The sequence below is a fragment of the Haloarcula regularis genome, assembly GCF_029338315.1.
GTDB lineage: Archaea > Halobacteriota > Halobacteria > Halobacteriales > Haloarculaceae > Haloarcula > Haloarcula regularis.
On the sequence record NZ_CP119794.1, the window covers coordinates 1079454 to 1104893 of the forward strand.

Below are 25440 nucleotides of genomic sequence, written 5' to 3' on the forward strand. Positions count from 1 at the left end.
CCGGGCGCGTATAATCGTGTGGCACCGCGGGCGTCGGAATGGGGGGCTCCCGGTCGACCCGGGGCCAGTCCTCAGAACAGGGCCGCGTCCGAATCGAGGACGCGAGCGGGGCCGCCGACCTCCCAGACGCGGGTGTCGACGCCGCAGTCCGCCACCGTCTCCTCGACCCGGTCGACGTACCGGTCGGTGGTGTTGACGTAGACGCTCGCGCCGGTGTCGACCGAGAAGTAGACGGGGAGCCCCTCCTCGCGCAGTTCGCGGACGGCGTTGAATATCTCGATGGTGCGCGGTTGCCAGTAGACCCAGCCCGCGGGGCCGGTCATCGTCGTCGCGGCGAGCGACAGCGAGTCGTGCTCGGCGAGTTCGAACGCGCGGTCGAAGTCGGCGTCGTACAGCGCGTCACGCATGTCCGAGATCTGGCCGTGGATGTGAGCCATCCGCGCCTCGAACATGTGGCTGTCGGCGGCCTCCTCGTGGGCCGCCTCGGTCTCCTTGTACGACGGGACCATCCCGGCGACGATACGCAGGTCGTCCTCCAGATCGGTCTCGATGCGTTCGCTCCGGCAGTCACGGTCGTTCATCCCGGTCCGGAGGTGCGAGAACGCCCCGGTCACGGCGCGAGCGGCCGAGGACGACCCGCGGCGGGCGACCGTCGAGATCTCGGGTCGCGTCATGTCGAGTCCGGCGGCCTCGACGAGCGCCATCGCGGCCGCGGCAAAGCCCGAGGAAGACGACCCGAAGCCGATGTTCGTCGGGAAGTTGTTGGTCGACTCGAAGCGGACGCCGTAGTCGATGTCCGCCAGGTCGCGGACGTGGTCGACGACGGCGTCGATGCGCTCGGCGCCGCGGCCCGCGACCTCCTCGCCGTCGATGACGTAGACGTCGTCCTCGCGGTCCGAGTCGAACTCGGCGGTGGTCTTCGAGTGACTCGGTGCCGTACAGACCGAGATGCTGTCGTGGTACGGGAGGCGCAGCTCCTCGTCGCGCATCCCGTGGTACTTCACGAGTCCCTGGATGGGGTGGGCCTTCGCGGTCGCTTTCATACCTGACCCTTCCGGGCCGCCCACTTTGCTATTGCGAACCGCGGACGGATCGGCTCAGACCTCCTCGACGCTTGCCTCCGGCGCGTTCGACTTGACGCTCTCGATGCCCTGCTTTGCCTTGGCCTTGCTCGCGTACCCCTCGCCGCTATCGGCGATGATGTTCCCGTTCGCGTGGCGCAGTCGCCAGCGCCAGTCGTCGGCCGAGTCCTCGTATAGTTCGAAGGTCGCCGTCATGACATCTATCCGACTCGGACCGTGCGCACAAAAAAGTAGTGAGCGACGATACGGTGTCACTGCCGTCCGTCTCTGGCATCCTGTTCGTTTTGGTGCCGGCCGTGTCTGTGAATGGCGTCACGTCGCGGGGACTCGGCCGCTCAGTAGGTCTCGACGTCGAGGCTCGGAATCCGGTCGAAGTGAGACCGGTTCCGCGTGAGCACGGGTTCGTTCTCCTGAATCGCGGTGGCAGCGATGATGCAGTCCTCTCGGTCGATGCGCCGCCCCTCGCTCACGAGCCGGCCACTCAGTTCGCCGGCGTGTTTCATGATGCTGTGGTCGGCAGGAATCACGTATTTCGAATCGAGGACGCGCAACACCGCCTGTTTCTCGTCGTCCGGCTTCTGTGAGCACTCGATGCCTTCGTAGAGTTCGATCGAGGTTATCGCGGCGATTTTCTCGGGTCGGTTCTCGCGCTCGAGGAGTTCGAGGGTCGCTGCGGCGTCCTCGTCGCCGTTGATGATGTCGATGAGAAAACTCGTGTCCTCGATCATTCCAGCTCGTCCCGTACCCGCTCCCGACGCTCGCGACTCCGCTCTCGCCCCGCGTCGACGGCGTCCGCGAGGTCGTCAGTCTCGCCCGCCCAGATGCCGGCGACCTCACGCCAGGAGCGTTCGCCGGCGAGTCGCTTGACGACGGTACTGAAGCTTTCCCCCTCGCGCTTGTGCGCTCGCAGTCGCTCGTAAGCCTCCTCGTCGAGCGAAATCGTCTTCGTCCCCAGGGTACACAGTAGTCTGTGTACAGTTATAAACGTTCACCGCCGGCCGTGAGGAAGCCACCGGCACGGGGGACTCAGTACGTCGGACTCTCCTCGCGGACCCCCTCGCGCTTGTTGACCAGGCGCGCGAGCGTGAACAGGGCGTCGGAGAGGCGGTTGAGGTAGACGATGGCCGTCTCGTTGACGCCGGCCTCCTCGGCGGCCAGCGAGACGGCACGGCGTTCGGCCCGGCGACAGACGGCCCGCGCGTGGTGGAGTTTCGCGCCCGGTTCGGACCCCGAGGGGAGGATGAACGACTCCAGGGGATCCAGTTCCGCGTCGGCCTCGTCGATGATGGCCTCGATCTCCTCGACGTGGCGCTCGGCGAGTTGCGGGTCACCCTCCTCCGGCGAGGGGTTCGCGAAGTCCGCCTGGACGATGTGGAGGTGGTTCTGGACGTCCCGGAGGTGGCCGTCGATGTCGTCGTACCCTGTGGGCCGGACGACGCCGACCAGCGCGTTCACCTCGTCGACGGTCCCGTAGGCCTCGATGCGCCGGGAGTCCTTCGACACCCGGTCCATGGTCCGCAGGTCGGTCTGTCCCTTGTCGCCACGGCCGGTGTAGATCGTCATGCTCGTGACTGGGGGTGCCACGGCCTTATAGCCGCGCCCGGTGCCGACGACAGCGGTCAGAGCCGCCGGTGGACCTCCGAGAGCACGGTCGGTGGCAGGTCCAGCGCGGCCAGCAGCGCCTCGCGCCGGTCGGCGTCGCCGTGGCCGGCGACGAAGCCGTTCAGCCGCGCCGCCACCGTCGAGTCGACGAACTCGTCACCGAGGATGGTCTCGAGCTCGTCCCCGACGACGGGGGTCGACCGGAGCTCGTACTTCTGGTGGTAGTCCTCGGCCAGCGTGAACCCGGAGTACGTCTCGACGGCCGTCGCGACTGACTTGCCCGTCCGCGCGGCCAGGTCGTCCCGGGTGCGTTCGGCGACCTCCCGCTGGTCGTCGTCGTGGACCAGCACGACCCCGCGGTACTGGCGCTTGTGAGCCGCCGAGAACGGGTCGTGGTTGGCCCAGACCACCGAGAGCAGGTCCGCGTAGGTCAGTTCGGCCGGGTCGTACTCGATCTGGACGACCTCGGTGTGGTCGCCCAGTGCGTAGTACGTCGGGTCCGGGTCGGTCCCGCCGGCGTAGCCCACCCGCGTGCGGACCACGTCCGGCATCGCCCCGAACCGGGCGTCGGGGCCCCAGAAACAGCCCATGCCGAACGTCGCGGTCTCGGTCGCGTCCGGCGGGGGCGCCGCGGCGTCGAGCGACGGTGGCGAGCGAGTCCCGGTACCTGCGTCCGTCCGTTCCATAGCAGCTCCAGGTGCCGCCAGGGCTTGCCTCCTTCGCCCCGGGGGGGCGGGAACCGGGAGTTTCAACTAGTCGGCCCCGCAACCTCGCCACATGAGCCTGGAACTCGAGCACTACTGCCCCATCTGCGAGGAGTACCGCGACTTCTGGAAGGTCGCCAGTACGACGATGCACCTCGGCACGAAAATCAAGTGGCACTGTCCCGAGTGCGACTACGGGTTCGTCCGCATCGACAACGAGGTCGATACCAGCCAGGTTGCATAGGGCTCGGTATCGGTACGGAGTGTACATAGCAACCGTTTTACACTAGCGGCGACGTCTCCCGAACGAGCATGAGTGTCGACCCCCGGAGTGTCCCCGAGGCGTACACGTCTGCCCGACGGTCCGACCTCGGCCTCTCGATGCGCGTCGTCGAATACAGCGACCGCGCGGACCGCTGTACGGTCTTTCCGCCCGGCCTCTCGGGCGACGCCCGCATGTCGACGTGGCTCTCGGCAGACCGGTCGGCGTTCGTCCCTCTCTCGGAGATGGAATAGCAGAGCGTTTTTACAGTTGTGAGCCCGACCGCATTCTAATGAGTATCGAGGTGTTGCTGGTCGACGAGGACCCGGACGTCCTCGACATCGTGGCCACGTTCCTCGAGCGGGAGGACGGCCTGTCGGTCACCACCCAGCGTGACCCGGCGACGGCCCTCGAAGAGGCGCGGAGCGGCGCGTACGACGCCATCGTCAGCGACTACACGATGCCCGGGATGGACGGCTTAGAGCTGTGCCGGGCCGTCCGCGACGAGGACGGCTCGACGCCGTTTTTCCTCTTCAGCGCCCGCGAACCCGAAGACGTGGAACCGGACGCCACGGCGGCCGGCGTTACGAAGTTCGTCCAGAAGGGGACCGGGACGGAGCAGTACAGCACCCTCGCCGCCCACATCAGGGACGCGGTCTAGGTGTCAGTCCGGGGGAGCGTCAGCGTGATCGCCGCACCGCCCGCGGCAGACTCCTCGAAGTCGACCGTCCCGCCGTAGGACTCGGTCACCCAGACGACGAGCCACAGTCCCAGCCCGCTCCCGTGGCTCAGCTGGGTGATGGGTTCGCGACCGGTCACCACGGCGAGCTCGTGCTCGGGGAGCCCCGGCCCGTCGTCGGCGACAGTGACCGACACCGTCTCGGGCGAGACGTCGACGTCGACCTCCACCGTCGGTGACTCGCCGGCGTGGGTCTTCGCGTTCTCGACCAGCTCGTCGAGAATCCGGCGGAAACGGCCGTCGGCGGCCGCCGCGGCCGTCTCCGGGACGTCGGTGACGATGTCGCCGTCGAACTCGCGACGGCTGGTGTCGATCAGGTCTTCGACGACCGTCGGCACGTCGACCGGTTTCCGGCCGGCCTCCTCGCGGCGGGCCGACTGCTCTATCTGGCGGGCCCGGTCGCTGAGTTCGGCCACCTCGCTTGCCTTCCGCTGGAGGCGCTCGAGCAGTTCCAGGTGGCGCTCGTCGTCGATCCGCGACTGCAGCTCGTCGGCCAGGCCCAGCACGACGGTCAGGTCGTTGCGGAGGTTGTGCCGCAGGACCCGGTTGAGCACCTGCAGGCGCCGCTCGCGGTCACGCTGTTCGGTGATGTCGGAGTAGATGCCGAAGCTCCAGACCTGCTCGCCGTCGCGGCTGTAGGGCACCCCCCGGTAGAGGAAGTCCCGGATGCCATCCTCGGTCTGTCGGCGGACCTCGGTCTTGACCGTCTCGCCCCTGGCCGCCTTCGCGTCGAGGCGGGCCGCCTCGGCCCGAGCCTCCTCGGTCAGCGGGAGCACGAAGTCGTTCAGCGGCTCCTCGACGACGTCGTCGGCCTCGAAGCCAAACACCTCGGTGAACGCGGCGTTGACCGACTTGACGACGGGCTCGCCGTTGCCGATCTCCGTCTCGACGACCGCGTCCGGGAGGTTATCAAAGAGGTACGAGAAGCGGTCCCGCTCGTCCTCGAGCTCCGCCTGGGCCTCCCGGAGGTCGGTCAGGTCCCGCACCACACCGACGGTCCCGCGGAAGACGTCGTCGTCGAGGACGGAGATCTCCACCTCCGCCGGTCGCTCGGTTCCCTCGGCGGTCTCGAGAGTCGTCTCCACCTGGAACGTCTCGTCGGTCTCCGAGGCCCGCAGCGCCGCGACCTGGTCCTCGAAGACCGTCAGCGACTCGGTGTCGAGGACGGCCTCGGGGTGCTCGTCTATCAGCGCCTCGCGCTCGAACCCGAGCCACGTCGCGAGCGGGTCGGTCACGAGCTGGAACCGGCCCTCGTCGTCGAGGACGTAGACCATGTCACGGACGTTCTCCACGACCGTCTCGTACTCCAGCAGGTGCTGTTCTCGCTCGACGCGGTCGAGCGCGGCGGCCGCGTTCGAGGCGAGGATCTCGGCGACCGAGACGTCCGCGTCGTCGAACGCCCCCGGTTCGGGCGAGGCGATGCTGACGACGCCGTGGTCGTCGAGGGGGATGTACATCGCGGCGCTGGCGTGCTCGTTGTCGTAGTCATCGTCGAGGGCCGCGAAGTCGTCGACGCGGATCGTCTCGCCGCGCTGGAACGCCTCACCGGGGAACGCCTCGTCGTCCTCGTAGACGGACCGCGGCGGGAGGTCGGTCGTCGCCGCCGTCGGGACGAGCGTCCCCGCCTCGGGGTCGTGCAGGCGGACGAGCGCCAGATCGAAGCCCAGTTGCTCGCTCGCTGCCTCGATGACCGTCTCCGCGACGGCCTCGGACGAGCGCGCGTCCATCAGCGACCGCGAGGTATCGAGCAGACCGGACAGCTTCCGGTCGTGTTCCTTGTGGTCGGTGATGTCGTGGAAGTACACCGAGAGCCCGCCCTCGGAGGGGTAGGCACTCACCCGGAACCACCGGTCGACGGGCGGGTAGTACTCCTCGAAGGAGACCATCTCCTGGGTGTCCATCGCGTGGTGGTACGCGTCGTGGAACTGCGACCCGACGGCGTCGGGGAACATCGACCAGAGGTTCTCGCCGAGCACCTCGTCGGCCTCCCGACCCAGGACGTCCTCGGCCCGGGCGTTCCAGTAGGTTATCTCCCAGGTATCGTCGACGGCGAAGAAGGCGTCGCCGATGCGCTCGAGGATCTGCTCGATGCGCCGGTGGGCCTCGCGCAGTTCCAGTTCGCGCTCCTTCCGTTCGGTGATGTCGCGGATGATGCCCGCGGTGCCCTCGAACCACTCGCCGTCGTCGTCCCACAGCAGTGTCATGTGGTCCTCGGCGGGGAAGGAGGTGCCGTCCGCGCACTGTATCTCCAGGTCGAACGTCTCCTCGTCTTCGCGGTCCCCGAAGATCATCTCCCGGACGATGGACTCGGCGCGGTCGACCACCTCGTCGGACTTGATGGCGCTCGTGTGCGAGCCCAGCAGCGCGGACGCCTCGTAGCCGGTGAGGTCGGTCATCGCGTCGTTGACCAGTTCGAAGTGGCCCGTCTCGTCGAGGGCGTAGACGCCGTCGTCGACGGCCTCGATGACGTCCTCGTAGCGTTCGAGGTCGGCCTCGCGCTTGCGCCGCTCGAGTTCGCGGCTCACCCACTGAGCCAGCAGTTCGATGTACGTCTTCTCGGCGTCGGTAAAGGGCTCGTCGCGGGGCTCCTCGTCGGCAAAGCAGAGCGTCCCGTACAGCTCCCCGTCGACGACCACCTTGCCGCCCAGGTAACAGGCGATCCCGGACACCTGGTAGGCCATGTCGTCTTCCCAGCCCTCCGCGGCGGCGTCCCGGACGCCGTAGAGATCCCGGTCGTCGACGATGCGGCGGCAGTACGTGTTCGCCAGGTCCGTCTCGACGCCCGACTGGACGACGTCGTGGTCGCCGACGACCGTCACCACCTCGTAGTCGGTCCCCTCGATGCGACTCAGGTAGCCAAGCGAGAGGCCGAGGCGGTCTGCCCCCAGTTCGAGGACCCGTTCGACGGTCGCCTCCTCGGAGCGCGCGTCGGCCGCGGCCAGTTCCGTCAACCGCTGGAGCGACTCGTTGTTCTGCTCGAGCTCCAGCTCGCGTTCTTTCTGGTCGGTGATGTCCGTCGCGATGGCGACCAGCCGCGGCCCGGCCGCCTCAGTGGTCTCGACGACGCCGCTTGTGTGTATCCACCGCGTCTCGCCGTCGACGAGCGCCCGGAACTCGGCCTCGAACGGGGCCTCGTCCGCCAGCGCCTGCTCGAAGGCCGCCTCGAGCGACGAGCGGTCCGCCGGGTGGAGGTACTCGTGGAAGGCCTCGACGGTGCCCTCGAAGTCCTCGAGCGTCGTGTCGAACAGGTCGGCCGTCGCCTCGTCCCAGACGACCTCGCCGGTCTCGACCCGCCACTCGTAGACGCCGGTCTCCGTGCCTTCCAGCGCGAGATCGAGTCGCCGGTTGGTCTCCTCGAGTTCCCGTTCGCGCCGTTTCCGCTCGGAGATGTCCCGGACGATGCCGGTACAGTACCACTCGCCGCCGATCTCGAAGTCGCCAAAGGAGATAGAGACGGTCAGTCGCTCCCCGTCGGCGGTGAGCAACGGGAACTCCAGGCCCGACCAGTCGACCGACTGCTCGCCGGTCCGGAGGTAGCGGGTGACCCCGTCGAGGTGCTGCTGGCGGAAGTCCGCCGGCATCAGCGAGGTGAAGTCGGCTCCCACCAGGTCGCCGGGGTCGTGGCCCGTCAGGGCCGCGAGGTGGTCGTTGACGTAGACGATGCGGCTCTCGGCGTCGATGGTCACGATGGCGTCGGAGATGCTTCCCGCGAGCGCGTCGAACGACGGCGGGAGGTCGACCGCCACGTTCGACTGGCGGGCCGGTCCCTCGCCGTCGACCAGATCCGCCAGGCGCGCCTCGAGCGACACCTCGCTGCGCGGGACGTACTCGGTGACGCCCAGCTGGGTCGCCCGTGCGGCGACCTCGCCGTCCGGGGCGTCGGTACAGAGGACGACCGGCAGGTCGGCGTCGCGTTCGCGTATCGATTCGAGGACGTCGAGGCCAGTGTCGGGCCCGTCGAGGGTCTGGTCGCAGACGACTGCGTCGGGGTCTGTCTCGGAGAGCACGGCGAGCGCCTCGTCGCGCGTCGTCGCCGTCCGCACCGTCGCCCCACCCGTCTGGAGAGACCCATCGCCGTCGGCACGCACGTACAGCAGGAGTGGCGACCCGGTCATTCGTTCCTGCTAGCCCTGCACGCTAGGCGAGTATATATGGAACGGTGCGGCTATCAGTTGTCGAAATCGGACAGGTCGAGGCCCTGCCAGCACAGCTGTGGGTCCCTGGCGGCTCCCACCTGGTCGATGCGACGGGCGGCCGACCGGGTCGGCGCGTCGGCGAGGGTGCCGTCGGCCTCGCCCGCGACGGCCTCGAACGCCGCCGCGAGGTGATCGAGCGACCGCTTGCTCTCGGATTCGGTCGGTTCCGCCATCAGGGCCTCGTCGACGATCTCGGGCCACTTCGTCGTCGGCGGGTGGACACCGTGGTCGAGCATCCCCTTGGCGACGTCGGCGGCGTCCTGGTCGCCCGCGCTGGCGACGAACTCGTGGTGGAACGGACCGAACGGGACGTCGTAGGGAATCCGCTCGGCGAGGTAGTTGGCGTTCAACACCGCCGTGGCGCTGGTGTCTCTGAGCCCCGCGTCGCCCAGGCGAGCGATGTAGGCAAACGCCTTCACCAGCACCGGCCAGTTGCCGTAGTAGCCGTGGACCTTGCCGATGGAGTGGGCGGGGTCGTAGTACTCGAAGCCGGTGTTGCCGGCGCCCGCCTCGCCCTCGGCACCGGTCTCCTTGCGGACGTGTGGTCGGGGCAAGAACGGGGCGAGGTCCTCGGTGACGCCGACGGGGCCCGCCCCCGGCCCGCCGCCCCCGTGGGGCGTCGCGAACGTCTTGTGGACGTTGTAGTGCATCACGTCGAAGCCCATGTCGCCGGGGCGTGCCCGGCCCAGGAGAGCGTTGAGGTTCGCCCCGTCGTAGTAGAGCAGGCCGCCGGCGTCGTGGACCACGTCGGCGATGGCTTCGATGTCACGCTCGAACAGCCCCAGCGTGTTCGGGTTCGTGAGCATCAGCGCGGCGGTGTCGTCGTCGACGGCGGCCTCGAGCGCGTCGACGTCCACCCGGCCGTCGTCGTCGCTGGGGAGTTCGACCACGTCGTACCCGGCCATCGCCGCCGTCGCGAAGTTCGTCCCGTGGGCCGAGTCGGGGATGACCACCGACGAGCGGTCCTCGCCGTTGTGGTCGTGGTAGGCCTTGGCGACCTGTATGCCGGTGAACTCGCCGGCCGCACCCGCGGGCGGCTGGAGCGTGACGGCGTCCATCCCGCCGATGCGCGCGAGGTAGTCCTGCAGGCGGTGACACAGTTCGAGCGTCCCCTGGACGGTCCGGGCCGGCCGGTCCGGGTGGACCGCCGCCTTCGGGTGGGCCGCGACGTCCTCGGTGAACGACGGGTTGTACTTCATCGTACAGGATCCGAGCGGGATGGGACCGCTCTCGACCCCGTAGTTCATCTGAGCGAGACGCGTGTAGTGGCGCGCGAGTTCCGGTTCCGAGAGGTCGGGCAACGCCAGCGAGTCCCGCGTCAGGTCGTCGGGCAGCGGGCCGTCCTCGACGGCGACCTCGCGGGTCGACTTCTCGGCCAGCAGCGGCTCGTACCGGTCCGCGTCCGTCCAGCGGGCCTGGTCGTACTCCATCAGGCCACCTCCGAGATGGTCTCGATGAAGGCCGCCTCGCTCCGGCGCGGCTGGGCGGTCGCACAGACCTGGATCCGGTGTTCGCCGACGGCGTGGACGCCGTAGCCCTCCCTCGCCAGATCCTCGACGACCACCCGCGCGGGCTGGTCGGTGTGGGCGACGAACTCACGGAAGTGGTGCCGGTCGTGGACCGGCGCCTGGAGACCGACCACCTCGTCGAGTCTCGCCGCGAGGTCGCGGGGCCGGGTCACGCAGTCCGCGGCCAGGTCGACCAGGCCGTCGGGTCCGAGCCAGGCCGCGTGCATCGCCGCCCGCAGGGCGACCCACGCCTGGTTCGTACAGATGTTCGAGGTGGCCCGCTCCTTGCGGATGTGCTGTTCGCGGGTCTGCAGGGTCAGCGTGTAGGCCCGCTGGCCCGCGGCGTCCTCGCTGGCGCCGACGAGTCGGCCGGGCACCTGCCGGAGGTACTCCTCGCGCGTGACAAACAGGCCTAAGCCGAAGCCGTAGGCCGTGCCCGTCCCGAGCGTGGCGGCGTCGCCGACGACGACGTCCGCGCCCACGTCGGCGGGGCGCTCAAGCAGCGCCATCGCCACGGGGTCGCTGCCGAGACAGAACAGGGCGTCGTGCTCGTCGGCGAGGTCACCGACGGCACCGGCCCGCTCCTCGACGACGCCGCGGACGGTCGGCGTCTCGGCGTAGACCATCGCGACGTCCTCGTCCATCGTCGCCGCGAGCCCGTCGACGTCGACGCAGCCGTCGTCCATCGGGTAGGACTCGACGGGACAGCCGGGGCCGTCGACGTAGTTCTCGAGGACGGCGCGCTTGCCGTCACGGAGGTGTTCGGGGACCAGTATCCGGTCGCCCGAGACCGAGCGGACGCGCTGGGAGAGCGTCGCTGCCTCCCCCAGCGCCGTCGCGTCGTCGTACATCGAGCAGTTGGCGACGTCGAGGCCGGTCAGTTCGACCAGGAGCGACTGGTACTCGAACAGCGCCTGGAGGAACCCCTGGTCGACCTCCGGCTGGTACTGGGTGTAGGAGGTCAGGAACTCCGAGCGCCGCGAGAGGTCGTCGACCAGCGACGGGACGTAGTGGCCGTAGTGCCCCCGGCCGAGGAACTCGGTGAGGTCGGCGTTGCGCCCGAGCAGGGCGGCGACTTCGGTCCGGACCGCCCGTTCGCTTCGGGCGTCGATGTCGAGGTCGCCGTCGAAGGCGACCGAGTCGGGGACGTCGAACAGCGCCTCGACGTCGTCGACGCCGACGGCATCGAGCATCGCTCGCGTCTCGGCGGGTGAGTGCGGTACGTATGGACTGCCGGTCGTGGGTGGGCCGCTGTCGGTCATCGCGGCGACCACCCTGCCGCACGGACAGACATGATAGGAGGGCCTACCGGTGTCAGCTACATTAGCGTAGCCATCCGGGCCGTGATTACTCGATCTGGTCGCGATAGGCCGCCGGCGAGAGGAGGTCCTCGAGCTCGGCCTCGTCGGCCAGCTCGATTTCGAGCAGCCAGCCCTCGCCGAAGGGGTCCTCGTTGACGAGTTCGGGCTCGTCGCGCAGTCGCTCGTTGACGGCAGTGACCGTCCCCGCGACGGGCGTGTAGATGTCCGAGACGGCCTTGATCGACTCGACGACACCGAAGTCGTCGCCGGTGGCCAGTTCGTCGCCTACCGCCGGCAGTTCGACGAAGACGACGTCGCCCAGCTCGTCCTGTGCGAAGTCGGTGATGCCGACGCGGGCGGTGCCGTCGGTGGCGCGGACCCATTCGTGTGACTCCCTGTACTGGCAGTCCTCGGGAACGTCGAAGCTCATCTGTCGAGGAATGGCGTGGCCCTGGTACGTGCCTTCTTCGGTTCGCCGCGGACGACGACCCGGATGGACCGGTCCGGCTCCGCATAGGCCGTCGGCAGGTACGCGAGCGCGATCGGGATGCCGAGTGTCGGACTCATCGTGCCGCTGGTGACCGTCCCGAGATGGTCGCCGTCGGGTGTCGTCACCTCGTAGCCGTGGCGCGGCACCCCGCGCTCGACGAGTTCGAGGCCGACGAGTTTCTCGTCGACGCCCTCCTCGTAGACGCCCTCCAGTGCGTCGCGACCGACGAACTCGGTGTCGAGTTTGACGGTCCACCCGATGCCAGCCGCGTAGGGCGTGCGCGGGTTCTCCTCGGGGTGGAAGTCCTGGCCGGAGAGGAGAAAGCCCATCTCGAGTCTGAGCGTGTCACGCGCCCCGAGCCCGCAGGGCTGGCAGTCCAGGGCCGTCCACACCTCTTCGGCCGCGTCCCACGGACAGAGGATTTCGAACCCCTGCTCGCCGGTGTATCCCGTCCGCGCGACCAGTGTGTCGACGCCGGCGACGGTGCCGCTGGCGATCTCGAACCGCGAGAGATCTGCGAGCGCGACGTCCGTCTCGCCCGCCAGGGTCGCCCGGGAATCGGGACCCTGGACCGCTAGCATCGCGTACGCCTCGGTGCGGTCGGTCACCGTCGCGTCCAGCTCCCAGGCCTCCCGGTGTGACTTCCAGCGGTCGGTCATCTGTACGTCGTGGCCCGCGTTGGGCACGAAGACGTAGTCCTCGGATTCGCCCTCGGGCAGGCGGTAGACGACAGTGTCGTCGAGGATGACGCCGTCCGCGTCGGTGACAGCCGAGTACTGTGCCTCGCCGGGGTCCAGCGCGGTGACGTCGTTGGTCGTCAACCGCTGTGTCAGCTGGGCCGCGTCCGGTCCCGACACCGTGACCTGTCCCATGTGCGAGACGTCGAACTTGCCGACCGTCTCGCGGACCGCCGCGTGCTCCTCGCGTATCGAGTCGAACTCTACGGGCATCTCCCAGCCACCGAAGTCGGTGAACCGGGCACCGGCCTCCTCGTGACGTTCCGCGAGCGGGGCGTTCGGAGTGTCATGTCGGCTGCGAGGGGGCGAACCGCCTTACCGTTTGCTTCCCGACACGAACGGTGGGGACTGATAAATCATATATCGCGATAGCAAATAGCGTCCGCGACACCGAGGGGCGGGGCCGAACGGAGTTCGACGGCTTCCCCGGCGCGGGGCAAACGAGGGGCCCGGTGTCGCGCTCCGGCGTTGCCACTCGTCGGGCTCGCCCTGTCCGACGTGCGATCGGAACGCGCGACCAGACCGACCAGACAGCACCGTGGACGGACCGGTTTCGTATCGCGGATACTGGTTTATCCCGAAACGTGGAGTGGCCCACACACGGCCCCGCGGCGAAGCGCCAGAGATAAACCGGACCACCGGCGAGAGAAGTTCATGAACCTGTTTCGCCGGTTTCTGGGCGAGCGTGGGGGTGACGAGCGCGTTCGGACGGGCGTGTTCGTCGACGGGCCCAACGTCTTCCGCAGCGAGTTCGACGTCGACTTAGACGACATCCGCCAGATCGGCGAGTCCTATGGATCCCTGGCGGCGACGCGGCTGTACGTCGACGAGAACGCCTCGCCGGGCCTCATCCAGGCGGCCGAGGCCCGGGGCTTCGAGGTGGTGACGACGAGCGGCGACGTCGACGTACGCCTGGCGGTGGACGCGACGGAAGCGGTCGTCGCCGGCCGCATCGACGTCCTCGTCGTCGCCTCGCGGGACACGGACTTCAAGCCGGTATTGGAGGTGGCCGCCCGGGAGGGCGTCACCACCGTCGCCCTGGCCCCCGGCGAGCACGGGCGCTCGGACGCGCTACAGAACGCCGCCCACGACGCGCTCTCGCTGCGGGGCGACGTCGAGTAGCCGAACGGGAACGGCTTTTGCCGTCGCAGCCACTGGGTCGGACATGGACATCGACGACACGCCGGTGCTGGACAACCACCTGCACCTGGACCCGGTCAACGGCCGGGGCGTCGAGGCCGCCGCGGAGTTCGCCGACCACGGCGGGACCCACCTGCTCGTGTTGAACAAGCCCTCGTGGATGCTCGTCGAGACGGCGACGGACGAGAGCGCGTTCCGTGAGGGGTTCGACCTCACCGTCTCGGTCACCCGCGAGGCGTCCCAGATGCTCCCGGGCCGGGCCTGGCCGGTGCTGGGCGTCCACCCGGCGCTGATTTCGAAACTCGTCGAGAAGGGGTACGACCCCGAGGAGGCCCGCGACATCATGCAGGCGGGGCTGGACGTCGCCGCCGAGTTCGTCGCCGACGGGAGGGCGCTGGCACTGAAGACCGGTCGGCCCCACTACGACGTCGACGCGGCCGTCTGGGCGGCCTCGAATGAGGTGATGCACTACGGGTTCGAACTCGCTGCCGACCACGGTTGTGCCGTCCAGTTGCACACCGAAGGCGGCGAGGACTTCGAGCCCGTCGCCGAGTGGGGCGAAGCGGCCGGACTCGACCGGCGCCAGGTCGTCAAGCACTACTCGGGCGGCCGGTTGCGGGGCCCGACGAAGTCGGTGCTCGCAGACAAGGACGAGCTGAGATCGCCGTCGCGGAGGGGGACCCGTTCCTGATGGAGACGGACTACATCGACGACCCCGACCGGCCGGGGGCGGTGCTCGGGCCGAAGACGGTTCCCCGTCGGGTCCGATGGCTCCTGGAGGAAGGCCACGAGGCCGCGGTCCGGACAGCCCACGTCGAGACACCCCGGGAGGTCTATGGTATCGACACCGAAGGCAGCCTGGAGCGCGCCTGAGGCCCACGGACGCCGCCTCCAAGAGCGCTGACCGTGCGGCGACGGGAACCGCACTGGGGACGTCGGAAGTCAGTCCACCCGAGTCGTGCACATCTATATAGTTACGCTGGCGGTGGAGTGAGAGGTATTTGCATGGGTATCGGTATGCAAATGCCGGCACTCGTGACTGAGCGACGTAAATGTTTAAAGGGCACACAGAGATGCTATCTCGTGTATTCCGGCAGAACAGTGAGGCACAAATGTGGACGTATCCCCCATTCCAACGCGGCCTGACACGGACGGGAAGACAGATCGTCCGGCCCGACGACAGTTCGTTTCATATATAGTTTTAGCCAGATTTATAGTCCGAGGGAACCGATAGTGACCTACATGGAGACACGCAAGGTGCAGGTCACGGGCGGGTCGACGTACACCGTCTCGCTCCCCAAGGAGTGGGCGACCGAAAACGGGGTCAGTGCGGGGAGCGTCGTCGAGTTCCACGACGAGGAGGACCTCCTGTTGCTGTCGCCGCGCCGCGAGAACGACCGCGTCGAGGGGACCCTCGACGTCGGCGGGATGGACGAGGCCCACGAACTGACGCGGGCCGTGATGACGATGTACGTCAGCGGCTTCGACGTCATCAGGCTCGAGGCCCCCCGAATCACGGCCGAACAGCGTCGGACGGTCCGTGACGCCACCCAGGGACTGGTCGGCCTGGAGGTCATCGAGGAGACGGCCGACCACATCGTCCTCCAGGACCTGCTGGACTCCTCGGAGCTGTCGGTCCACAACGCCATCACCCGGATGCGACTGGTCTCGCTGACGATGCTCGACGACGCCGTCGAGGCCCTGGTCGAGGACGACGACGACCTGGCGGAGGACGTCATCCACCGCGACGAGGACGTCGACCGCCTCTGGTACATGGTCTCGCGCGTGTTCCGGACGGTCCTCCGGAACCCGACCGCCGCCAACGAGATCGGCTTCCCGCGCGAGACGGTGTTCGACTACCAGTCCAGCGCACGCCAGCTCGAGCGCATCGCCGACCACGCGACAAAGATCGCGAACCTCGCGCTGGACGTCGGGGAGATATCCGGTGACACCGCAGACCTGCTCGAGCGGCTCCAGGAGGAGGCTACGGCCGTCCCCGAGATGGCGATGGACGCGCTCCTGGCCGAGGACTCCGACGAGGCCGTCGAACTGGCCAACCGGGCCCGCGGGAAGATACGCGACGTCGACGACACCGCCCGCGAGGTCGACGGCGAGATCAGGGAGTTCGACCCACAGAGCGCCCAGGTGCTGGGCCTCGTGGTCGACTCGCTGTCGCGCACCGCCGACTACGGCGGTAACATCGCCGAGAGCGCCCTCCAGAAGGCCGCACCGCGTCCCTGACCGGAGCCTGCTCTTTTCCGGCGGTCAGTCGTAGTAGCGCTCCAGGGCCGCCGCCGCGCCGTCGATCGTCTTCAGGTACTTTCGGTCGCCGTCCGGTGTCCTCACCGCGTAGTCGTAGGTGTCGCTGTCGGGGACGTACCAGTGCTCGGCGAACCGGTCGAGGAGGGCCTCGTCCGTCCGGTCGCTGTTGGCCGCCGGTTCGTCTGGCCCCAGTTCGTCGTCTGGGACCACGTCCGGGCCCGCCTCGTCCTCGACCGGTGCAACGAGCAGGTCGCCGTCGACCGGGTAGTCGCTCGGGACGCCCGTGACCACGTCCTCGTTCCGGTCGGCCTTCATCGCCTCCCGCATCAGAATCGCCTGCGTGTTGACGACGGGTTCGTCCGCGTCGGGCGTCTGTTGCTCGTAGCGGCCGTCACTGTGCATCCGCCACCGCTTGCGGTTGTCCGCCAGAATGAGCTCGAGGTTGAACTTCAACTGCCGGCGGATGTCGCGGTCCTCGACCGGGGTCACGGCCTCGACGCGGTTGTCCAGGTTACGCGTCATCCAGTCGGCGCTGCCGATGTAGTACTCGGGGTCGCCGCCGTTCTCGAAGTAATAGATACGGGAGTGTTCGAGGAACCGCCCGACCAGCGAATGGACCTCGACGTTTTCGCTGATGCCCTCGAGATCGGGGCGCAACCGACAGATGTCCCGCACGATGAGGTCGACGTCCACGCCGGCCATCGACGCCCGATACAGTTCCCCGACGATATCGGGGTCCTCGAGTCCGTTTATCTTCACGACGATTCTGGCTCGCCTTCCTTCGAGGGCATGGTGCGCTTCGCGGCGGATGAAGCGGGTGAACTCCCGGCGCATGGTCACCGGCGCGATGAGCAGTTTGCGGAACTGCTCGTCCATCCCCGGCCCGGTAAAGGAATTAAAGAGCGTCACCAGGTCCTGGCCGATGTCGCGGTCCTCGGTCAACAGCCCGAGGTCGACGTAGCCCTTCGCGGTCTCCGAGTGGTAGTTTCCGGTACCTACGTGGGAATACAGGTTGACACCGTCGTCTTCCTCGCGGACGACGAGTGCCGTCTTGGTGTGGGTCTTCAGGCCGATGGTGCCGTAGGCGACGTGGATGCCGTTCTCCTCCAGTCGCCTGACCCACTCGAGGTTGTTCTGCTCGTCGAAGCGTGCCTTCAGCTCGACCATCACCGCGACCTGTTTCCCGTTCTCGGCGGCGTCGATGAGCGACTGGATGACCTGTGAGTCGCTTGCGGTCCGGTAGATCGCGGCCTTGACCGCGAGTACGTCGGGGTCTTCGGCCGCCGCCGAGAGGAACCGCTGGACGGTCTGCCCGAAGTCGTGGTACGGGTGGTGCAAGAGGATGTCGCCGTCGTCGATGTCGTCGAAGACGGTGGTCCGGGGGTCCCCGTCGTCGTCACCGAAGGGATCGTTGCTCGGCTCCTTGAGCCGCGGGTGGGGCTGTGGTGTCCACGGTTCGAGTTTCAGGTCCGGGCGCTCCAGGTCGGTCAGCGACATGAACTCGCGGTAGTCGAGCGGTCCGGTGAGCGGGTATATCTCCCGGTCCTCGAGCTCGAGCTGACGCTGGAGGGTGTCGCGGATGCGCTGGTGGGCATCCGCTTCGATCTCCATCCGCACGACCGTCGCGAAGCGGCGCTGTTCCAGCACCTCCTCGATCATGTCGATGAGGTCCTCGGCGACCTCCTCGTTGCGCCGGACCTCCGCGTTGCGCGTGAGGCGAAACAGCGCCGTGTCGATGATATCGACGTTTGGCAAGAGCAGGTCCAGGTTCGCCCGGATGACCTCCTCTAAGAGTACGTACCGGAGGTCGTCGCCGATCTGCACCAGCCGGGACTGGTTCGGCGGAATCTTCACCCGCGTGAACGTCGGGTCTTCGGCGTCGGGTCGGCGGGTCAGCACGGCCAGCGACAGCGAGCGGTTCGAGATGAACGGGAAGGGGTGTGCAGGGTCGAACGAGAGCGGCGTCAGCGTCGGCAGCACCGACTCCTGGAAGTAGTCCCGCATCCGCGATTGCTCGCCAGCGTTCAGGTCGTCGTAGTCGAGGACCTGGATGCCTTCGTCGGCAAGTGCGGGTCGGATCGTCTCCTCGTAACACGCCGTCTGTCGTTCGAGCATCGGCGCTAGCGTGTCGTGGACGTCCTCGAACTGCTCGACCGGCGTGCGGCCGTCGGCCGTCTCCTCGGTCACGCCGGCCTCTATCTGCTGTTTCAGTCCGCCGATGCGTTTCATCACGAACTCGTCTAGGTTCCGCGTGACGATGGCCAGGAACCGGACCCGTTCGAGCAGCGGGTTCCGGTCGTCCAGTGCCTCGTGGAGAACGCGGCGCTGGTAGGCGAGTTCGCTCAGTTCGCGGTTCAGATACAGCGACGGGTCGTCGAGCGACACGGCTCCCGGGTCGTAGGGCTCGGGCAGCTGCGACTCCTCGGTGTCCATGCTATGGCAGCGGGACGGCTCGGGGCTGGACGATGCTATCCGACGACCGTTCCTGGTAGGTCTTCGGCGGATCGACGGATATCAGTTTCCCCGCTGCGGTGTCGTAGGCGGTCAGCTGCCCGCCGTAGACACAGCCGGTGTCCAGGCCGACCGCGTAGTCGGTGACGTGGGGTTCGGCGAGGACGGTGTGACCGAAGAAGACGCGGGGTCCCTCGCGGCGCTCCTCGAACCAGTACGGCCGGTCGTAGCTCCCGTCCGGGACGAGCGAGCGCATGTTCAGCAGTTCCGTCAGCGAGTGTTCGACGACTGGTTTCCGGTGGTCGACGCCGCCGTGGGCGACCATGGCACCGTCCCACGAGACGACCGCCGGCATCGACTCGATGTACGCGAGGTCCGCGTCGGTCAGCGCGTCGATGGACTTGCGCCCGTCGACGAGCTTTTGCTCGTTGTTCCCGCGGACGCTGAGGAGGTTCGGTCGCTCGCGGACGAGGTCGACGACGCCCTTGCTGTCGGGGCCCTTGCGGACGAGGTCACCGACGAAGACGACAAGTTCGTCATCGCGGGGGTCGAGTTTCCCGAGGAGTCGCTCGAGGCTGTCACGGCACCCGTGGACGTCCCCGACCACGTAGATGTTGTCCCACTGCGTCGCGTCGATTCGTCGGTGTGATGCATCGACCGTCGGATTGAGCGTAGGTCCAGCGTCCATGTGTGTGGGTCACCGCCCCGCAATCGGGGTCTGTAACGGCATCTACGACTGGGCAGACTTAGGCAGTTTATATGTTCGCTATATATCCAACAGTAGGAGTATATTTCCCTGGGTGCCGAGGCGACGGGGCACCGCCGCTGGCGCGGTCGTCGACTAAAGAAGACCGACTGCGCCGTGTCTACTCGAGGACGGCGTTGACCTGGCCGTCCTGGCCCGGTCGCGAGGTTACGCGGGCGGTGCCCTCGGACGTCTCGATGAGCGCGCCCTTCGTGATGATGTTCCGGCGGGCGTAGTTGGGGTTCGAGGGGTTCTCGACGACGTTCTCGATGGTCGCCTCGACCGTCTCCGCGCCGTCGGCGACGCTCGCGACGTTCGTGGTGACGGCACGCACCTTGCTGGTGTTGCCGCGGGAGTCGACGACCTTCAGCTTCTGGTCGCCGACCTGGGTCTCGGTGGACTCCTTGCCCAGTTCGTGTTTCTTCTTCTTGTGGTTCGGTCGCCGCCGACCGCCAGTCCGCTTGCGAGGGGAGCGTCCCTGGTCTTTCATACCCGAGGGATGTTCCAGCGGCTACTTGAACCGTTCGATGCCGACCCGCCGGCGGCCACAACCGTAACCGTTAGGCCCGGCCCACGCGCCCCCCACAACGATGAGTCTCAAGACGGCCGTGGCCGCGCCGTTCCGCCAGCGCGGCACGGAACGGATGGCCGAAAGCGAGTTCGTCGTCGCGCTCTCGCTGGATCGGAGCTGGTTCTCGCCCGACCAGGCCAAGACGCTGGTCGACATCGCCGCCAGCGAGGGGCTGGTCGAGCGCGACGGCGACGCCCTCGTGGCCGTCTTCGACGCCGGCAGCGTCGACGTTCCGGACGGGTTCGCGCCGGGCGAGGAGATCCTCCAGTCGCGGTCGACCTTCGAGCGCGTCCTCGACTCGGTGCTGGAGACCGGTGTCGAGAAACAGACGGCCGTCGCGGAGATAAACGCCCTCCAGTCCGAGCTCGGACTGACTCTGGAGGCCGCTGCGGTCGTCTACGCCCGCACCGAGGGCGTCGACGTCACCGACGTCGCCACGGAGGTCCGGGAGGGGCTGTGATGGTCGAGGACCGCGTCACCGACGGCACGCGCATCGGTCAGTTGCTCGCCTCGGAGCTGACGGGACTGGAACGGGGCCCGCTGGCCGACGTCAGCGTCGTCGACGCGGACCCGGACGTCGAACCGACCGCCGACGGGGCGTTCGCGTACGCCGTCGAGTACCGCCACCAGCGCGTCGGGACCGTCCACGTGACGCCCGCGACGGCGCGACTGACCATCCACGGGTCGCCGTCGCTCACGGTTGAGCGAGACGACGTCACCGTCGAGTCGACGGCGGCGGGAACGGTACTGGTCGCACAGAGCGGGGCCGCGGTCAAGCGACTCGTCGACGAACTGGCGGCGACGCTGGAGAACTAGGCCGAGTTCGGTTCCGCGATGGTCTCTGCCGTCCAGGCGATGAATCCCGTGAGCACGAGCGCCGCGCCCACGAACGCGAGCGTCGCCGCGGTCACCAGAACTGGCATCGACACGCCAAAGGGGATGCCGACGATGACGACGACGGGCGCGAACGTGATGGCCAGGCCGCCGGTCGCGACGGCCTGACGCTGGTGTTGCGAGAGGTCCACGCCGAACTGGAAGTACGGGTTCTCCGGTTCCGGTGCCGCGAGTCCCACGCAGAACAGCGGCACGCCGAGGAAGACCAGCGTCGCCGCGACGGCGTTGGCCCAGAACGCGAGCGGGAGCGCCGGTGGCACGAGCGAGAGCAGCGCGCCGATGCCGAGCAGTGTCATCCCCCCCGCGAGTCCCAGGGGACGGAGTCGGGGGTCGTCCAGCAACCGGCCGAGATTCGGGAGCGTCTCGGCCACGTGTCCGACGTTCAGTGAACGGTCCATAGCAACTCTTTCCGAGGGAATGGTTAATAGCCGCCGCCCCAGTTATCACAGTTGATACCGTCGGGCGGAGAGGGAAACGCTTGTGTCGCTGCCACTCGCCGCGCTATCCATGCACTTCTTCGACCGACTCGCAGACCGTATCTCTGCCGCCGACAGCGTCGTCTCTGTGGGTCTCGACCCCGACCCGGACCGGTTGCCCGACGCCGTCCGTGACGCCGACCTCCCGCGCTGGCAGTTCAACCGCCGTATCATCGATGCGACCCACGAACACGCCGCCTGTTACAAACCGAACGCCGCGTTCTACGAGGACGCCGACGGCTGGCGGGCCCTGCAGGAGACCATCGCGTACGCACACGGGAAGGACGTCCCCGTGCTGCTCGACGCGAAGCGTGGCGACATCGGCAACACCGCCCGCCAGTACGCCCGGATTCTCGACGGCGAGGACGGGCCGGCGGCCGACGCCATCACCGTCAATCCGTTCCTCGGGCGTGACTCGCTCGAACCCTTCCTCCAGCGGGCCGAGAAGGGCGTGTTCGTCCTCGGGCGGACCTCCAACCCGGGTGGCGCGGACCTCCAGGACCTCGAACTCGCGACCGGCGAACCGCTCTACGAGCGGGTGGTCCATCTGGCGGACCTCTGGAACGAGAACGGCAACGTCGGCCTGGTCGTCGGCGCGACCAACCCGGACGAACTCGAGTCCATCCGCGACCTAGTGCCGGACATCCCGTTTCTCGTCCCCGGGGTCGGCGCCCAGGGCGGCGACGCCGAGGCCGCCGTCGAACACGGCTTGGCCGACGGCGTCGGCCTGGTCAACTCCTCGCGAGGCATCATCTTCGCCGGCGAAGACTCGCGGGGAGACTTCTTCGACGCCGCCGGACAGTCGGCAAAACAGCTCAAGCGACGACTCAACCAGTTCCGGTAGTCAGAACCGGTAGGTGTCGACGCCATCGGGTCGGTCCGTCGACTCCGGGTCTCCGCGACCCCGCGACCGGCCGACCTCCGCGGCGCACTCGACACACAGGCCCGTCTCGCCGTCCCAGTGCTCGTCACAGACCAGGCTCCCACACCGGTCGCAGGTGTGTTCTACGTCCGGTGCGTTACAGACCGCACAGAGTCCGGAGACGCTCATGCTGGCAGGTAGCATGCCGAGCGTCTTGAACGCTTGGCCGGCTGACAGGCGAGACGCTTACGGTTCTGTGGGCCGAAGGCTGGTTCGTGCAGTACGAGCGGCTCATTACGGGCGTTGCGGCGGTGTTCGCAGTGCTGACGGTCGCACTGACAGCCGTCGGGCTGTTCGCGAACCCGGCCGTCCTCTTTCTCGCGGCGATGTTCGCGGCCTCGACGTACTTCATGTACTACCACCTCAGCGGGAAGATGGCCGCGAGCGTCTACGAACGGGTCGAACGCCGAGCGGCCGCCGGCAACCGGGGCGGGGCTCGCGGGGGGTTCGGCGCTGGGCCACGCGAAGCGTGGCGGCCGCCGCGCGACGGCCAGGGGGCGACGGCCAGAGAACGGGTCGACGCCGCCCGACAGCAGCGACGACGGCGGGGGGCCCGAACCCGCCAGCAGCGCCAGCGACGCCAGCGCGTCCAGCAGTCTCAGGGGCCGTCGACCGCGGAGGCCTACCAGCGACTGGGGCTTGACCCCAGCGCCGACCAGCGCGCGGTCAAACAGGCCTACCGAGAGAAGGTCAAGGAGGTCCACCCGGACACCGAGGCCGGCAGCGAGCGGGAGTTCAAGCGGGTGAAGGCGGCCTACGAGACGCTGACCGACGACTGACCGCAACGGGGAAACCACCGGACTCGCAAGGTGGCGTATGGCCGCCCACAGCGACGTCCCACCGCTCGTCGTCGACATCGACGGAACGCTGACAGACAGCCACCGCGCCATCGACCCGCGCGTGTTCCCGGTCCTGCGGTCGTGGCCGGACCGCGTCGTCGTCGCGACGGGGAAGGCCATGCCCTTTCCGGTCGCGCTCTGTGAGTTCCTGGGCATCGAGCGGACCATCGTCGCCGAGAACGGCGGCGTGGTGTTCGTCGAGGCGACGGACACGCTCAGCCTGGACGGGGACAGGGAAGCCGCACTCGCGGTCACCGAAGCCTACCGCGAGGCGGGTCACGACCTCGGCTTCGGTCGCGTGGACCTCGCGAACCGCTGGCGCGAGACGGAGGTGGTCGTGAACATCGACCAGCCGCTGGCGCCGCTCGAGCGGATCGCGACCGAGCGTGGCCTGCGCGTGCTCGATACCGGGTTCGCCTACCACGTCGTCGACCCGACCGTCGACAAGGGCCGTGGGCTGGAGACGGTCTGTGCGGAGCTGGACCGGACGCCGGCCGAGTTTATCGCGGTGGGCGACTCCGAGAACGACGCCGAACTGTTCGACGTTGCCGGCGAGTCGGTGGCCGTCGCGAACGCCGACGAGACGGCGCGGTCACGGGCCGACCGCGTGACCGAGGCGTCCTACGCCGACGGGTTCCTGGAGGCCGTCGGGCCGTACCGGGGCTGACAGGCGACGCCGCGGGCCGCCCACACGGGATGGCGTCGCACACCCGCTGGGTCCCGCGTGGCAGGGGAGTCCACGTGGGGGGTTGGCCCCGGCATCACGGATAAATAGTCGCACGGACTGCGGGGTGAGAGAGTGAGTCACCCAGTCGCCTCAATAGACGGTAGCGGGCCGGAAACCGGGGAAGGCTTTTATCTCGGCCTCCGCTACGGGAGGACATGAGCCCCGACCGGGCCGTCCTCAACCGCGCCCTGCAGCGCGGCGAACAGGAGGGCGGCAGCGTCGAGTTCAAAGAACGGCTCACCGAGAACCTCCACCTGTCGGAGGGGCGACTGGAGTCCCTCGCGGCCCAGCTGCGTCACCGCGTCCTCTCCGGGGACGGGGAAGCGACGTACGTGGTCGGCGTCACCGACGACGGGGGCATCGCCGGCATCTCGCCGGCCGCCTTCTCCGAGTCGATGGACGTCCTCAGCCTGCTGGCCGACGAGGCCGGTGCCCACATCGAGGACGTCCAGACCTGGGGCGTCGACGGCGTCGCTGACGCCGCGGACGGCGAGGACGACCCGAAGGGCATCGTCGGCGTGGCCACCATCACCGAGGGGTCGGTCCTGACCGACGACGACCACATCGTCGTCGGGACGGCGGGCCACGTCGATCACGGCAAGTCCACGCTCGTGGGGTCGCTGGTGACCGGCGAGGCAGACGACGGCCAGGGAGACACGCGCAGTTTCCTCGACGTCCAGCCCCACGAGGTCGAACGCGGCCTCTCGGCGGACCTCTCCTACGGGGTCTACGGCTTCGACGCGGACGGCCCGGTCAGGATGGACAACCCCCATCGGAAAACCGACCGCGCACGCGTCGTGGAGGAGTCGGATCGCCTGGTTTCGTTCGTCGACACCGTCGGTCACGAGCCGTGGCTCCGGACCACCATCCGGGGACTGGTCGGGCAGAAGCTGGACTACGGCCTGCTGACCGTCGCCGTCGACGACGGGGTGACCGCGACGACCCGCGAGCACCTGGGCATCCTGCTGGCGACGGACCTGCCGACCATCGTCGCGCTCACGAAGGTCGACCTCGTCTCCGAGGACCGGGTCGAGGCCGTCGAACGCGAAGTCGAGAGCGCGCTTCGCGAGGTGGGCAAGACGCCACTGCGCGTCGAGCGCCACGGGGTCGAGACGGCCATCGAGGAGATCTCCGAGACGGTCGTCCCGGTACTCAAGACCAGCGCGGTGACCCAGGAGGGCTTTCGCGACCTGGACGCGATGTTCGAGTCGCTCCCGAAGACCGCCGGCGAGGACGGCGAGTTCCGGATGTACGTCGACCGGACCTACAACGTCCAGGGCGTGGGAGCAGTCGCCTCGGGCACCATCAAGTCCGGCGAGGTCGAGGCCGGCGACGAACTGCTACTGGGCCCGATGCAGGACGGCGCCTTCCGGCCGGTCGAAGTGCGCTCGATAGAGATGCACTACCACCGCGTCGACGAGGCCAGGGCCGGACGCATCGTCGGTATCGCGCTCAAGGGCGTCCGCGAGGCCGACATCGAGCGCGGGATGGCGCTGCTGCCACGCGACGCCGATCCGGTTCCCGTCCGGGAGTTCGAGGCCGAGGTCATGGTGTTGAATCACCCGACCCGCATCGGCGAGGGGTACGAACCGGTCGTCCACCTCGAGACGGTGAGCGAGGCGGCCGTCTTCAGTCCCGACGACGGACAGTTGCTTCCCGGCGACGCCGGGCGGACGCGCGTCCGCTTCAAGTTCCGGTCGTACCTCGTCGAGGCGGGACAGAAGTTCGTCTTCCGGGAGGGCCGTTCGAAGGGCGTCGGCACCGTCACCGACGTCTCGCCGGCGGAGTGACG

Annotated in this window: 25 protein-coding genes and 3 pseudogenes; 12 read left to right on the top strand and 16 right to left on the bottom strand. The window is 68.3% G+C overall.

Annotated features, from left to right (window positions below; genetic code table 11):
- Nucleotides 1-71: 71 nt before the first annotated feature.
- From mvaD to msrA, 6 genes and pseudogenes are all read right to left on the bottom strand, one after another.
- Nucleotides 72-1043, bottom strand: coding sequence for a phosphomevalonate decarboxylase MvaD (mvaD, locus tag P1N55_RS05830; RefSeq protein ID WP_276278009.1), 972 nt, complete (start codon nucleotides 1041-1043; stop codon nucleotides 72-74).
- A 54-nt stretch (nucleotides 1044-1097) separates the two neighbouring features.
- Nucleotides 1098-1271, bottom strand: a pseudogene (locus P1N55_RS05835) (HVO_2922 family protein); the annotation flags it as partial.
- Between the two features lie 146 nt (nucleotides 1272-1417).
- Nucleotides 1418-1810, bottom strand: coding sequence for a PIN domain-containing protein (locus P1N55_RS05840; protein WP_276278011.1), 393 nt, complete (start codon nucleotides 1808-1810; stop codon nucleotides 1418-1420).
- Nucleotides 1807-2037, bottom strand: a complete 231-nt coding sequence (locus P1N55_RS05845; protein WP_276278683.1) for an antitoxin VapB family protein — start codon at nucleotides 2035-2037, stop codon at nucleotides 1807-1809. The genes P1N55_RS05840 and P1N55_RS05845 overlap by 4 nt, the downstream gene beginning before the upstream one ends.
- Before the next feature lie 71 nt (nucleotides 2038-2108).
- Nucleotides 2109-2645 (bottom strand): cob(I)yrinic acid a,c-diamide adenosyltransferase, encoded by a 537-nt coding sequence (locus P1N55_RS05850; RefSeq protein ID WP_276278012.1) that lies wholly within the window; start codon nucleotides 2643-2645, stop codon nucleotides 2109-2111.
- Between the two features lie 56 nt (nucleotides 2646-2701).
- Nucleotides 2702-3370, bottom strand: a complete 669-nt coding sequence (gene msrA / locus P1N55_RS05855) for a peptide-methionine (S)-S-oxide reductase MsrA (protein ID WP_276278013.1) — start codon at nucleotides 3368-3370, stop codon at nucleotides 2702-2704.
- A gap of 91 nt (nucleotides 3371-3461) precedes the next feature.
- On the opposite strand from msrA, the gene P1N55_RS05860 reads away from it, so the two are divergent.
- The 3 genes from P1N55_RS05860 to P1N55_RS05870 all read left to right on the top strand — a co-directional run bounded on the left by P1N55_RS05860 (nucleotide 3462) and on the right by P1N55_RS05870 (nucleotide 4311).
- Nucleotides 3462-3632, top strand: a complete 171-nt coding sequence (locus tag P1N55_RS05860; RefSeq protein ID WP_276278014.1) for a DUF7838 family putative zinc beta-ribbon protein — start codon at nucleotides 3462-3464, stop codon at nucleotides 3630-3632.
- 68 nt (nucleotides 3633-3700) lie between these two features.
- The gene (locus tag P1N55_RS05865) at nucleotides 3701-3904 is read left to right on the top strand and encodes a DUF7511 domain-containing protein (protein ID WP_276278015.1); all 204 of its coding nucleotides are present in this window, start codon (nucleotides 3701-3703) and stop codon (nucleotides 3902-3904) included.
- A gap of 38 nt (nucleotides 3905-3942) precedes the next feature.
- A complete protein-coding gene (locus tag P1N55_RS05870) occupies nucleotides 3943-4311 on the top strand; it encodes a response regulator (RefSeq protein WP_276278016.1) in 369 nt (122 codons plus the stop codon).
- On the opposite strand, the gene P1N55_RS05875 is transcribed toward P1N55_RS05870, so the two are convergent.
- From P1N55_RS05875 to gcvT, 5 genes and pseudogenes are all read right to left on the bottom strand, one after another.
- Complete coding sequence (locus tag P1N55_RS05875) at nucleotides 4308-8504, bottom strand: PAS domain S-box protein (RefSeq protein ID WP_276278017.1); 4197 nt, start codon at nucleotides 8502-8504, stop codon at nucleotides 4308-4310. The two genes, P1N55_RS05870 and P1N55_RS05875, sit on opposite strands and share 4 nt — an antisense overlap.
- A gap of 53 nt (nucleotides 8505-8557) precedes the next feature.
- On the bottom strand, nucleotides 8558-10015 hold the full coding sequence (gene gcvPB / locus P1N55_RS05880; RefSeq protein WP_276278018.1) for an aminomethyl-transferring glycine dehydrogenase subunit GcvPB: 1458 nt from the start codon (nucleotides 10013-10015) through the stop codon (nucleotides 8558-8560).
- Nucleotides 10015-11355, bottom strand: a complete 1341-nt coding sequence (gcvPA, locus tag P1N55_RS05885; protein WP_276278019.1) for an aminomethyl-transferring glycine dehydrogenase subunit GcvPA — start codon at nucleotides 11353-11355, stop codon at nucleotides 10015-10017. The genes gcvPB and gcvPA overlap by 1 nt, the downstream gene beginning before the upstream one ends.
- Nucleotides 11356-11440: 85 nt before the next feature.
- A complete protein-coding gene (gene gcvH, locus P1N55_RS05890; protein ID WP_276278021.1) occupies nucleotides 11441-11824 on the bottom strand; it encodes a glycine cleavage system protein GcvH in 384 nt (127 codons plus the stop codon).
- Nucleotides 11821-12911, bottom strand: a pseudogene (gene gcvT / locus P1N55_RS05895) (glycine cleavage system aminomethyltransferase GcvT). The gene gcvH and the pseudogene gcvT overlap by 4 nt, the downstream one beginning before the upstream one ends.
- Nucleotides 12912-13275: 364 nt before the next feature.
- Between gcvT and P1N55_RS05900 the strand changes: the two are divergent.
- The 3 genes and pseudogenes from P1N55_RS05900 to P1N55_RS05910 all read left to right on the top strand — a co-directional run bounded on the left by P1N55_RS05900 (nucleotide 13276) and on the right by P1N55_RS05910 (nucleotide 16002).
- Nucleotides 13276-13743, top strand: a complete 468-nt coding sequence (locus P1N55_RS05900) for an NYN domain-containing protein (protein WP_276278022.1) — start codon at nucleotides 13276-13278, stop codon at nucleotides 13741-13743.
- A 43-nt stretch (nucleotides 13744-13786) separates the two neighbouring features.
- Nucleotides 13787-14634 (top strand): annotated as a pseudogene (locus P1N55_RS05905) (TatD family hydrolase).
- 369 nt (nucleotides 14635-15003) lie between these two features.
- Complete coding sequence (locus P1N55_RS05910) at nucleotides 15004-16002, top strand: phosphate uptake regulator PhoU (RefSeq protein ID WP_276278023.1); 999 nt, start codon at nucleotides 15004-15006, stop codon at nucleotides 16000-16002.
- A 24-nt stretch (nucleotides 16003-16026) separates the two neighbouring features.
- Here the strand turns inward: P1N55_RS05910 and ppk1 are convergent, their stop codons facing one another.
- The 3 genes from ppk1 to P1N55_RS05925 all read right to left on the bottom strand — a co-directional run bounded on the left by ppk1 (nucleotide 16027) and on the right by P1N55_RS05925 (nucleotide 19709).
- A complete protein-coding gene (gene ppk1 / locus P1N55_RS05915) occupies nucleotides 16027-18456 on the bottom strand; it encodes a polyphosphate kinase 1 (RefSeq protein WP_276278024.1) in 2430 nt (809 codons plus the stop codon).
- 1 nt (nucleotide 18457) lies between these two features.
- Nucleotides 18458-19162, bottom strand: a complete 705-nt coding sequence (locus P1N55_RS05920; protein WP_276278025.1) for a metallophosphoesterase family protein — start codon at nucleotides 19160-19162, stop codon at nucleotides 18458-18460.
- Nucleotides 19163-19340: 178 nt separating this feature from the next.
- On the bottom strand, nucleotides 19341-19709 hold the full coding sequence (locus P1N55_RS05925; RefSeq protein WP_276278026.1) for a 30S ribosomal protein S8e: 369 nt from the start codon (nucleotides 19707-19709) through the stop codon (nucleotides 19341-19343).
- Between the two features lie 100 nt (nucleotides 19710-19809).
- Between P1N55_RS05925 and P1N55_RS05930 the strand changes: the two genes are divergently transcribed.
- Together P1N55_RS05930 and P1N55_RS05935 are read left to right on the top strand one after the other, a co-directional pair.
- Nucleotides 19810-20250 carry a DUF2240 family protein gene (locus P1N55_RS05930; RefSeq protein WP_276278027.1) on the top strand — a complete coding sequence of 147 codons (441 nt, stop codon included), beginning with the start codon at nucleotides 19810-19812 and terminating at the stop codon, nucleotides 20248-20250.
- Nucleotides 20250-20606, top strand: a complete 357-nt coding sequence (locus P1N55_RS05935) for a hypothetical protein (protein ID WP_276278028.1) — start codon at nucleotides 20250-20252, stop codon at nucleotides 20604-20606. Before P1N55_RS05930 ends, P1N55_RS05935 begins: the two co-directional genes overlap by 1 nt.
- Here the strand turns inward: P1N55_RS05935 and P1N55_RS05940 are convergent.
- Nucleotides 20603-21082, bottom strand: coding sequence for a hypothetical protein (locus P1N55_RS05940; RefSeq protein ID WP_276278029.1), 480 nt, complete (start codon nucleotides 21080-21082; stop codon nucleotides 20603-20605). The genes P1N55_RS05935 and P1N55_RS05940 overlap by 4 nt on opposite strands.
- A gap of 109 nt (nucleotides 21083-21191) precedes the next feature.
- On the opposite strand from P1N55_RS05940, the gene pyrF reads away from it, so the two are divergent.
- On the top strand, nucleotides 21192-22004 hold the full coding sequence (gene pyrF, locus P1N55_RS05945) for an orotidine-5'-phosphate decarboxylase (RefSeq protein WP_276278030.1): 813 nt from the start codon (nucleotides 21192-21194) through the stop codon (nucleotides 22002-22004).
- Here pyrF and P1N55_RS05950 read toward each other — a convergent pair whose 3' ends face one another.
- Nucleotides 22005-22211: a hypothetical protein gene (locus P1N55_RS05950; RefSeq protein WP_276278031.1), complete on the bottom strand. Its 207-nt coding sequence runs from the start codon at nucleotides 22209-22211 to the stop codon at nucleotides 22005-22007.
- An 86-nt stretch (nucleotides 22212-22297) separates the two neighbouring features.
- On the opposite strand from P1N55_RS05950, the gene P1N55_RS05955 reads away from it, so the two are divergent.
- The 3 genes from P1N55_RS05955 (at nucleotide 22298) to P1N55_RS05965 (ending at nucleotide 25438) form a co-directional block, all read left to right on the top strand.
- The gene (locus P1N55_RS05955; RefSeq protein ID WP_276278032.1) at nucleotides 22298-22861 is read left to right on the top strand and encodes a J domain-containing protein; all 564 of its coding nucleotides are present in this window, start codon (nucleotides 22298-22300) and stop codon (nucleotides 22859-22861) included.
- Nucleotides 22862-22898: 37 nt separating this feature from the next.
- The gene (locus P1N55_RS05960) at nucleotides 22899-23588 is read left to right on the top strand and encodes a phosphoglycolate phosphatase (protein WP_276278033.1); all 690 of its coding nucleotides are present in this window, start codon (nucleotides 22899-22901) and stop codon (nucleotides 23586-23588) included.
- 215 nt (nucleotides 23589-23803) lie between these two features.
- The gene (locus tag P1N55_RS05965; protein ID WP_276278034.1) at nucleotides 23804-25438 is read left to right on the top strand and encodes a GTPBP1 family GTP-binding protein; all 1635 of its coding nucleotides are present in this window, start codon (nucleotides 23804-23806) and stop codon (nucleotides 25436-25438) included.
- Nucleotides 25439-25440 lie beyond the last annotated feature (2 nt).

Bases quoted from the DNA above. Each gene is read 5' to 3' on its own strand.
- mvaD (WP_276278009.1), bottom strand. From the start codon at position 1,043: ATGAAAGCGACCGCGAAGGCCCACCCCATCCAGGGACTCGTGAAGTAC.
- P1N55_RS05840 (WP_276278011.1), bottom strand. From the start codon at position 1,810: ATGATCGAGGACACGAGTTTTCTCATCGACATCATCAACGGCGACGAG.
- P1N55_RS05850 (WP_276278012.1), bottom strand. From the start codon at position 2,645: ATGACGATCTACACCGGCCGTGGCGACAAGGGACAGACCGACCTGCGG.
- msrA (WP_276278013.1), bottom strand. From the start codon at position 3,370: ATGGAACGGACGGACGCAGGTACCGGGACTCGCTCGCCACCGTCGCTC.
- P1N55_RS05860 (WP_276278014.1), top strand. From the start codon at position 3,462: ATGAGCCTGGAACTCGAGCACTACTGCCCCATCTGCGAGGAGTACCGC.
- P1N55_RS05865 (WP_276278015.1), top strand. From the start codon at position 3,701: ATGAGTGTCGACCCCCGGAGTGTCCCCGAGGCGTACACGTCTGCCCGA.
- P1N55_RS05870 (WP_276278016.1), top strand. From the start codon at position 3,943: ATGAGTATCGAGGTGTTGCTGGTCGACGAGGACCCGGACGTCCTCGAC.
- P1N55_RS05875 (WP_276278017.1), bottom strand. From the start codon at position 8,504: ATGACCGGGTCGCCACTCCTGCTGTACGTGCGTGCCGACGGCGATGGG.
- gcvPB (WP_276278018.1), bottom strand. From the start codon at position 10,015: ATGGAGTACGACCAGGCCCGCTGGACGGACGCGGACCGGTACGAGCCG.
- gcvPA (WP_276278019.1), bottom strand. From the start codon at position 11,355: ATGACCGACAGCGGCCCACCCACGACCGGCAGTCCATACGTACCGCAC.
- gcvH (WP_276278021.1), bottom strand. From the start codon at position 11,824: ATGAGCTTCGACGTTCCCGAGGACTGCCAGTACAGGGAGTCACACGAA.
- P1N55_RS05900 (WP_276278022.1), top strand. From the start codon at position 13,276: ATGAACCTGTTTCGCCGGTTTCTGGGCGAGCGTGGGGGTGACGAGCGC.
- P1N55_RS05910 (WP_276278023.1), top strand. From the start codon at position 15,004: ATGGAGACACGCAAGGTGCAGGTCACGGGCGGGTCGACGTACACCGTC.
- ppk1 (WP_276278024.1), bottom strand. From the start codon at position 18,456: ATGGACACCGAGGAGTCGCAGCTGCCCGAGCCCTACGACCCGGGAGCC.
- P1N55_RS05920 (WP_276278025.1), bottom strand. From the start codon at position 19,162: ATGGACGCTGGACCTACGCTCAATCCGACGGTCGATGCATCACACCGA.
- P1N55_RS05925 (WP_276278026.1), bottom strand. From the start codon at position 19,709: ATGAAAGACCAGGGACGCTCCCCTCGCAAGCGGACTGGCGGTCGGCGG.
- P1N55_RS05930 (WP_276278027.1), top strand. From the start codon at position 19,810: ATGAGTCTCAAGACGGCCGTGGCCGCGCCGTTCCGCCAGCGCGGCACG.
- P1N55_RS05935 (WP_276278028.1), top strand. From the start codon at position 20,250: ATGGTCGAGGACCGCGTCACCGACGGCACGCGCATCGGTCAGTTGCTC.
- P1N55_RS05940 (WP_276278029.1), bottom strand. From the start codon at position 21,082: ATGGACCGTTCACTGAACGTCGGACACGTGGCCGAGACGCTCCCGAAT.
- pyrF (WP_276278030.1), top strand. From the start codon at position 21,192: ATGCACTTCTTCGACCGACTCGCAGACCGTATCTCTGCCGCCGACAGC.
- P1N55_RS05950 (WP_276278031.1), bottom strand. From the start codon at position 22,211: ATGAGCGTCTCCGGACTCTGTGCGGTCTGTAACGCACCGGACGTAGAA.
- P1N55_RS05960 (WP_276278033.1), top strand. From the start codon at position 22,899: ATGGCCGCCCACAGCGACGTCCCACCGCTCGTCGTCGACATCGACGGA.
- P1N55_RS05965 (WP_276278034.1), top strand. From the start codon at position 23,804: ATGAGCCCCGACCGGGCCGTCCTCAACCGCGCCCTGCAGCGCGGCGAA.